6 protein-coding genes and 1 tRNA gene are annotated in these 6,745 nt (G+C 62.7%); 4 read left to right on the top strand and 3 right to left on the bottom strand.

All coding sequences use genetic code 11. From position 1 onward, the window contains the following. Nucleotides 1-86 precede the first annotated feature (86 nt). A complete protein-coding gene (locus VFZ66_26030) occupies nt 87-338 on the top strand; it encodes a hypothetical protein (GenBank protein HEX6292670.1) in 252 nt (83 codons plus the stop codon). Next, nucleotides 304-672 carry a type II toxin-antitoxin system PemK/MazF family toxin gene (locus tag VFZ66_26035; protein HEX6292671.1) on the top strand — a complete coding sequence of 123 codons (369 nt, stop codon included), beginning with the start codon at nt 304-306 and terminating at the stop codon, nt 670-672. Before VFZ66_26030 ends, VFZ66_26035 begins: the two co-directional genes overlap by 35 nt. A gap of 97 nt (nt 673-769) precedes the next feature. On the opposite strand, the gene VFZ66_26040 is transcribed toward VFZ66_26035, so the two are convergent. From VFZ66_26040 to VFZ66_26050, 3 genes are all read right to left on the bottom strand, one after another. Continuing rightward, nucleotides 770-2,761 carry a GAF domain-containing protein gene (locus VFZ66_26040; protein HEX6292672.1) on the bottom strand — a complete coding sequence of 664 codons (1,992 nt, stop codon included), beginning with the start codon at nt 2,759-2,761 and terminating at the stop codon, nt 770-772. A 60-nt stretch (nt 2,762-2,821) separates the two neighbouring features. Further along, on the bottom strand, nt 2,822-4,609 hold the full coding sequence (locus VFZ66_26045; GenBank protein HEX6292673.1) for a peptidoglycan DD-metalloendopeptidase family protein: 1,788 nt from the start codon (nt 4,607-4,609) through the stop codon (nt 2,822-2,824). 128 nt (nt 4,610-4,737) lie between these two features. Further along, entirely contained in the window at nt 4,738-5,073 is a 336-nt protein-coding gene (locus VFZ66_26050) for a hypothetical protein (GenBank protein HEX6292674.1), read from the bottom strand. A gap of 280 nt (nt 5,074-5,353) precedes the next feature. Between VFZ66_26050 and VFZ66_26055 the strand changes: the two genes are divergently transcribed. Then, on the top strand, nt 5,354-6,355 hold the full coding sequence (locus VFZ66_26055; protein ID HEX6292675.1) for an endonuclease/exonuclease/phosphatase family protein: 1,002 nt from the start codon (nt 5,354-5,356) through the stop codon (nt 6,353-6,355). A 259-nt stretch (nt 6,356-6,614) separates the two neighbouring features. Beyond that, a tRNA-Leu gene (locus tag VFZ66_26060) sits at nt 6,615-6,701 on the top strand. The last annotated feature ends 44 nt before the right edge of the window (nt 6,702-6,745 follow it).

Here is a 6,745-nt window from a genome sequence, read left to right on the forward strand (position 1 = left end):
GCGGTCGTCCAATTCATGGGTATCATCTCAGACTTGCATTCCTGAGGCGCTTTGGTACTATTGAATCGTCTGTAGGAGATAGCACTATGCTTACGAGTATCGAAGGCGTGTACCGTAATGGTCAGATTGAGCTTAGTGAGCAACCAACGAATATGGATGATAACACGCGCGTGATTGTGACCTTCCTTGATCGTGGTCATGTCGACCTTCGCGCTCGTGGTATTGATGCACAACAAGCCGCTGACGTACGCAGGCAGCTCACTCCGTTTGCCGAAGAATGGAATAGCCCAGAGATGGATGCGTATGACGACTATGATGCCGCCAAAGCTTGTCTATAAACGGGGCGATGTTGTCTTGGTGCTCTTTCCGAATTCCAACTTACAGACGGCGAAGCGGCGTCCTGCGCTAGTCATCCAGGCGGACAATCTACAAACTGGACTATCACAGGTAATTGTGGCGATGATTACTGGACGTACTTTTCGCGCCAATCATCCCAGCCGCGTTCTTATCCAGCAAGGTACACCCGAAGGGCAACAATCGGGGCTACTTAGCGACTCTGTCGTGATGACGGACAATCTTACGACTATTATAGAAACGGCGATTGATCGGGTTATTGGAACCCTACCAATGGCTCAAGTTGATGCAGCCCTCCGCCGTACGCTAGCGTTATGAACAAGCGAGATAACATGCGGTGCTACACCTGAGTCAGCCTGCATTGTCCGCTGGAATCATGAGCTTTGCCTCACCGAATCCTCGTGATCCGTAGCACCTACCCACCATCTCCGTCCGGTTCGGTAAAGAATTTCGGCGGCGTGTAGGGCCAGCGCACCTGCGCCCGCGACCACTCGGCGTCGAGGTTGAGGCTGAACGAGCCGCCGAGGTCGGCTGAGGCCAGCGTCTCGATGATCGACAGGCCCAGCCCGCTGCTTGGCTTGTGCGGCGCGGGCGGCTTCGACGGCCCATCGTCGCGCACCTCGATGCAGGCCTCGTGGCCGCTCTGCCATGCCTCGACCTGCACCACGCCGCCGTCGATTGAGACTCCATGCGACAGCGCGTTGTTGACCAGCTCGTTGATGATCAGCGCGATCACCGTGGCCTCACGCGACGAGATCGGCACTGGCTTGCCGAGCACCTCGAAGTTGACGGGCGACTCGCCCACCAATCCGGTATGTGCGTTATCGACGACCTGCCGCGCGATCTCCTGCACGGTGGTCACGCCGATGTCCTCGCGGCACAGCAGATTATGCACGGCGGCAATCGCCTGAATCCGCCCCGCCGACTGAGCCAGCGCCGCCGCGCCCGGCGAGTCGGCATCCAGCCGCCGATACTGCATCGTCAGCAGCGCCGAGATCGTTTGCAGGTTGTTGCGCACGCGATGATGCATCTCCTGCAACAGCGTCGATTTGATCCGCAGGCTGCGCTTGGCCTCTTTGAAGAGCCGCGCATTCTCGATCGCGATGGCCGCCTCGTCGGCAAAGCTCGACAGCAGCCGCACCTGCTCGTAGTCGAAGTAGCGCTGCTGACGGGTATAGAGCACGATCGCGCCGATCACCCGCTCGCCGATCCGCAGCGGCAGGCAAAACAACGAGTGATAGCCCTCGCTGTAGGCCAGCGCCGCCAGTTCGGGAAAGCGCATGTCGTCGTAGGCGTTGGCGATCGCCACCGGATGCGCCTCGGTGATCGAGCGCAGGATCACCCGGCGCAGCCGCTCGTCCCACCGCCCGCCCCACGAGGCGATCAGCTCGATCTCGCGGCACTCGTCGTCGCACTGGAAAATATCGGCGCGATCCGACGACGAAAGCACCACCGCCTGCTCCACGATCAGATTGAGCACCGTGCCGAGATCAAGGGTGGCCGCAATCGCGGCGGAGACGCGCTGAAGCGTGCTTAGCTCACGAATCTTCTGATGCAGCCGCTCGTCTGTCTCCTGGTAGCGCTGGGCGTTGGCGATCGAAAAGGCCAGCTCGCCCGCGACCACTTCCAGAAAGTGGACCTCTTCTTCGCGGAAGGCGCGCGGCCCGATTGCCTGCACGCTGATCACGCCCTGAAGCTGATCGCCTACATAATCATCGGGCGAGCTGGCAAACAAGATGATCGGCACGCAGATGATCGAGCGGTACGGGCGCTCGTCGAGACGCGGCACCACTTTGAAGCGCTGATCTTCCAGCACGTCTTGAATCACGAGCGGCTGTCCCTCTTGCGCCGCCCAGCCGGTCGCGCCCTCGCCGAGGCGGATCACCACATGACCGATCGCGCCATGATCCAGGCCATGTGTTGCGCGCATCGTCAGGTTGCCGGTGTTGCGATCGAAGAGAAAGACCGAGCAGACATCGGTGCTCATCACGTTGGCGACCGTCTCGGCAACGGTCTGGAGCGATGCCTCAAGGTCGAGCGACGAGTTGGCCGCGCTGACGATATGGTGCAGCCCGTCAAGCTCGGCTACCTGACGCATCAGCCGGTGCTCCCACTCCCGCGAGCGGCTATCCTCACGCGACGCGGCGTAGCCCAGCAGCAGCTCGCTGACCAGATTAGCCGGATCGAGCTGGAGCGACGGCGCGAGGGTCAGCCCCAGCCGGGCCAGATCGTCCGGCGGTCGCTGCTCGTCGTGCCACATGTAGCCCAGGCAGAAGGCGCGCGCCCGCCACGCCTGTGTGTCGGCCTCGCGCACCAGCTCGTCGATCAGGCCGAGCGTCTGCGAGCTGCTGCTTTCAAGGCGCTGATGGAGCTCAGGCAGCAGGCTATCGATAGACGAAACAGTCATACACATACTCGCGTAGGCGATGGCCGCGTGACAATCAGCAGTGGGAGCGTGGAGCGCGGCCTACTTGACGGGAATCCAGATGATCGCATCGTACCATACATTGTTTCCGGCCTCGGTATCATTGGCGGCCAGCCCGACGAACGGACGCCGCGCCGGGTCGAAGTCGTACACGCCCAGGTCGGCCCAGCCGTTGGCGGTATCCATCTGGCTGATCGTCACCTCCTGCGCGTCGCCGGAGCCGTCGGCGTGCCCGACGACGTAGCGCGCGGTGCCCGCGTCTTTCAAGCCGTTCGGCACGTACGGCACCCAGGCCAGCACGCGATACGTGCCGACGCCCGGCAGCTTCGGTCGCCACGTTCCGATCGTTAGCTGGCTGCTGCTGTCCGGTCGGCTGATCACGTTCAGCGCCGTCCCGCCGATGCCCTGCGCGATCTCATCCCAGCCGTCGCCGAGCCGCTTGAAGCTGGGATCGGTCGTATCCACGACGATCGCGTCTTGCGGCAGCGCGCAGGGCGAGGGCACGTCGCGCCAGATCCAGGTGCTGATCTGGCCCGCCGGATGGTTGGCCCAGGGATCGCCGCCCTTGGGACCGCACCAGCCCGCCGGATCGGTGTCGCGTCCCAGGTATTGCACCTGGAAGTGCAGGTGCGGCCCCGTGGCGCAGCCCGACGACCCGGCGATGCCGATGTGCTCGCCGCGCTTGATCGGCCCAGGCTCGACGGTTGCCCGCGCGAGGTGCCAGTAGAGCGTGCGGTAGCCGTTGTGATGCTCGATGATCACAACATGCGCGATGCCGCAGCCGTCGTCGGAGTTGCCCGCAAAGACGACGGTGCCGTCGGCGGCGGATAGAACCGGCTCCGGCGGCAGCATGCCGTAGTCCCAGCCGTCGTGTCCGTCGTAGCTCAGCTGCTCGTCGCGGTCGCCGCGATAGGTGACGATCGAGCCGTCCTGCGTCAGAAAGGGCGCGTCATGATCGAAGAACGAGGTCGTCTCGTGCAGGGCTTCCATCGGCGGCGACAGGAACGGCTGCGCTGGCTCAGGCCAGCCCGCGACGGGGTCGCGCGGATCGCCGAAGAGCCGGGCGTAGGTTGCCACGAACGAGCCGCTGCCCTGATCGAGCTTCGCGGGCAGCCCATCAGCGGTTGTCGTCGCCGCCAGCACGCGCATCACCGCGTAGTCCGCGATCGAGAGGCCGGGCGGCATCGGCGAGTGGGTCTGGTCGGCATAGACCAGATCGGGCACGCCCGGAAAATCGCGCTGCGCACGATGGAGCTCGCGGATCGCCCAGCGCAGCTGCGCGACCCAGCCCGCGCGGCGCTCTTCTTCGCCGCGAAAGCCAAGCATGAAGCGCTGCTGATCCTCCGAGGGCGCGCCAGTGCTCAGGATACCGCTCTGCTGCTCGATCAGCGCCAGCACGACTTTCGGATTGATGCTGTAGAGCGTCGTCTGGCTGCTCAGCAGATCGGCGAACGAGTGCTCACGGTTGCCGACGGTGGCGCGATAGTGCTTGAGCGGGCCGGGCTGAGTCTCAAGAAACGCCTGGATCTGCGGGCCATAAAAGTCCGGCTCGTAGAAAAACCGCTGCCGCTCGATCAGCGCCGCGCGCGGCGGATCTGGCGGCGGCACTTCCGGCCCGACGGTGGGTGGTCCGCCCGGCTCGTGGCCGGGATGCGCAGGCTCGCTAGTGCGCTCCGGCTGTGCCTCAAGCTGCCGCTCGACCGGCGTGGTCGGGCGGGTGGGGGCGGCGTTGGCCTCAAGCAGTAGACTGGTCTGTTGGTGGACAAGCAGCGAGGTGAGCAGCGTTGCGATGACTAAACTACATGTGATGAATACAACCCGGTGGCGCATACGTTTCTTCCACAAGCTACGTCAGGGTAGGTGCCTGGGAGTATAACGGAAAGACCGGGGAACGGCAACGTGCGCCATGCCGGGGCTGTGACGGCAGGCGCACGCCGATCGGAGCGCGGATCGTTCGGCTAGCGCTCGCTGTCGTAGATCCGGGCGCGGCGGTCGCCTGCTCTCCGCTGTGGCGTTACAGCAGGCGGATTGCGGGCGTCGCTTTCCTCGTAGGCGTCGATCGCCTGCTCATAGAGCGTGCGGCCCTCGCCCTCGTCGAGTGTGCCCGCCACAAGCGCCGCGTCGATGTTGAGCCTGTCGGTGGAAATATCGACCGGCTCCGGCGGCACCAGCGGCAGCGAGTCGGCACCGGCATCGGGCACGTCGGGCAGCGGGCTATCCTCGGTGACATCGACGCCCTGCGCATCGAAGGCTTGAGCCTGATCGTCGGGTTGCCGCAATACGTTGCTATCCATAGCTGAACGCTCCTTTGGCTAGGCTGCATGGCTTCGGCGAGTGCTGCCCGTGTGACGGCTTGCTAGGCGCACCTCAGCCGACTGGTTCTACGACTATCTATCAATGCGCATGCCACGATTACTGAAAGGTATGCGATACTTGCTGCAAGGGCTGGACACCCTGACGATCGGGCGGCGCGTCTGCCGGAAAGGAGGAGCTGGCGAACGCATCTATCGGCTTTGAACCAGATCGCATCGGCTCAATACATTCTCGAAAATCTGTGTTCTCAAGGAGCGTTGTATGTTGCGTACAGTTCATGGATCGGTCTGGCATCGACGGAGCATGCTTCCCGTGGCGCTGCTGGCAATCGTCGTGATCGCCCACATGGCGAGCAGCCGCACGGCAGTTTCGCAGCAGCTCCAGGCCAGTATTCCGCTGCGCTATCTCGCGATCAACGTCGGCAATGCGTCGCCGCAGTATGGCTGCTGGGAGTACAAGCTGTGCCGGGCGCAGGACGTGCAAAATCTGCGCAATTATATTGCCGCCTGGAAGCCTGATATTATCATGCTCTCCGAGGTGTATCGTAAAGATCAACTGACCGGCACGGCGATGAACGGCCCGATCTTGCCGCCGGGCTATACCGGAATCTGCGGTGAAAGCCGCGATCGGATGACCGGCGCGCTGGTTGCCTGGAATGCCAGCAATGCGTCGCATGAGCACGAGTGTATCGCCTGGAAAACGTCGCGGGTGAGCTATGTTTCGGGCAGCGCGCTGTCGGCCTATGGTCGCAACGACAGCTACGGCAAGGCCAACTGTAGCTATGATTTTACGGGCTTCCGGGCAAGGCTGCTGCTGGCCGGGCAGGCGACGATTACGGCGGTGGCGGTTCATCCGAACTCCTCGGATACGAGCTGTCGTGTCGAAGAGATCAACCGCTACTGGGGGACGCTGGCGGCCGGCACGCGCGTGATCATCGGCGGTGATTGGAATACGGATGTCGACAGCGAGATCCAGCGTCCCGCCGGGTTTAAGATCAACTATTCGCGCGGTCAGCATTGGAATCTGGTAACGCACTCCGGCGAGTACAGCGCGATCTATAGCGGCGGGCTGGTCAAGCGCCATCTGGATCATGCCTACTCGAATTTTGGCAGCCCGTGTACAACCTGCGGCGGCACCTATGGCACCGTCAGTCTGCCGTACGGCTCGGTGCTCGGCGGCTACGATGGGCATCCGCGCGCCGATAACGGCGAGGGCATGGACCATCGGCAGATTCTGGTCGACATGCTGGTTGCTACGTCGTGATCCTCCAGGTGACAGGCGTCAGGTGGTGGTCTGCACGAGCCTTCGGCAGAGCGGTACTGGATCTTTTTTGTGAGTGTGTGCGCGCTTCAAGCGCGCACACACTCACCTTATACCTGGATCGTAGGCTGCTATCGCGGCAAAAAATATACGACGTGCTGCTCTGCGCTGTTTGTAAAACCGGGCCGAATGCCGCTTGACAAGTATCCGACAATTGGTATAATACCCGCGCTGTTGAGAAACGCACCTTGCAAACAAACGAGCCGAAGTGGCGGAATTGGCAGACGCGCTACGTTCAGGGCGTAGTGAGCATGCGCTCGTGTGGGTTCGAGTCCCACCTTCGGCACCATGTGACCCCGTAGCTCAGTGGATTAGAGCGCTTCCCTGCGGAGG

This window comes from Herpetosiphonaceae bacterium, from assembly GCA_036374795.1.
In the GTDB taxonomy this organism is placed as follows: Bacteria; Chloroflexota; Chloroflexia; order Chloroflexales; family Kallotenuaceae; genus LB3-1.